1 protein-coding gene is annotated in these 1,433 nt (G+C 47.7%); it reads right to left on the minus strand.

All coding sequences use genetic code 11. The annotated features are described in order from the left end of the window. The coding region (locus ACFIQC_RS09810) for a hemagglutinin repeat-containing protein (protein ID WP_375707132.1) at window positions 1-1,433 on the minus strand (1,433 nt) is incomplete at both ends.

Here is a 1,433-nt window from a genome sequence, read left to right on the forward strand (position 1 = left end):
CCTTGATGTTCAAAACTCTCTTCATTTTCTGTCTTTCCCTCACTCCCGTATATCGACACAAAGTTCTTGCCTGATCCCACACCAAAACCTGTTTCATGGGTCTCTGAATGGCTCTTATGATGATCTGTCATGCCATCAATCGTCACACTTTCTCCGCTCACATTGATATCTTGACCGGAAAGAAGATGAGAAGCAGAAATCTTGGCTTCTCCTTGTGCGTCTAACACGATGTTGCCCGTTGCCCCAAGGATAGAGGAGACCGTTGTGGTATGAGATTGAGATGTATCGGACGATTTCTCATGCAAAAAGCCACTTGATGACGATTGTGCTTGCTGATCCAAGTGTTCTTGGGCGCCTTTTATGACAATCTTTCCCCCAGAGTGAATGGTAATATCCGCTTTTTTCTGATCTCCTAGTGCTTTCTCTCCTGACGTTTCCTCTGCCTTACCGGCTACGAGCGTCGAGGCTACAACTTCCGTGTTGTTTCCGGAATCAATGGCAATGCCTTCACCCCCTGTTATGCTTGACCCCACAACTTGGCGCACATCCATCTTGTTATGCTCAGATTTGCTGCTACTAAACACCCCACCCTCTTTGTGATACGACATCTCATAATGTAAGCTATCCTCTGCATTATTGATCAGGAGATCGTTGCTGGCTTTCAGCCCCACCTTGCCATCAGCCGCAATGGAACTACCTGTAATGCTAAGATCATGCGGTTTGCCATCCTGCCCTGCAATGACAGTGGTGTCACCTCCCGATTTTATCGAAGAGCCAACGGCATGAGAGGCTTGCATGTCCACTTTCGTGTTTTTGGTGCGAAGATGATACTCCATCTCATCGTTTCTTACCCCTATTGTTACCTCCCCTTGGGCGCCAAGAGCAACATTGCCCTTGGCATCTATATCGGAAGCAGCCATATGGATATCGCCACCCGATAGAACAGTGGTCTCTTTTCCAGAACTTAAATGAGAGCCATTGTGCAAGGCAACATGAGATGTTTCACTCCCATTCTGATTGTCCATACTGTTGCGTGTGGCATCAATCGAAACATTGCCCTCAGCTTGCAAGAGAAGTTTATCCTTTGCTTGAACATCAGAGCCTAGAATATTCAAATCTTTTCCAGAGGAAAGCGTTGTTGAGCCACCAGAGTTGACTTCTGATTTATGATGCATGGTGGCATCACCCTGTTCATCATGGTAATGGGTTTCTGCTGAACCGATCGTCAAGTTACCTTCTTCTGTAGCCATGGCAAGATCACCTCCGGTAGTGATCCCCACCCCTGAGGCGGTGATATCTTGTTTGGCAATCACCGTTGCATTGCCCCCAGCAGAAAGCGCCTCGGTGTTTAATACGGTCTCCACGCCGTCAACCGTTGTGCGCCCTGCATCCAAACGAATATTCTTCTCCGCAAGGATAACAGCATCACCACC

Origin of the sequence: Bartonella sp. AA126HLJHH, from assembly GCF_042197425.1 — a bacterium.
Classification (GTDB): Bacteria; Pseudomonadota; Alphaproteobacteria; order Rhizobiales; family Rhizobiaceae; genus Bartonella.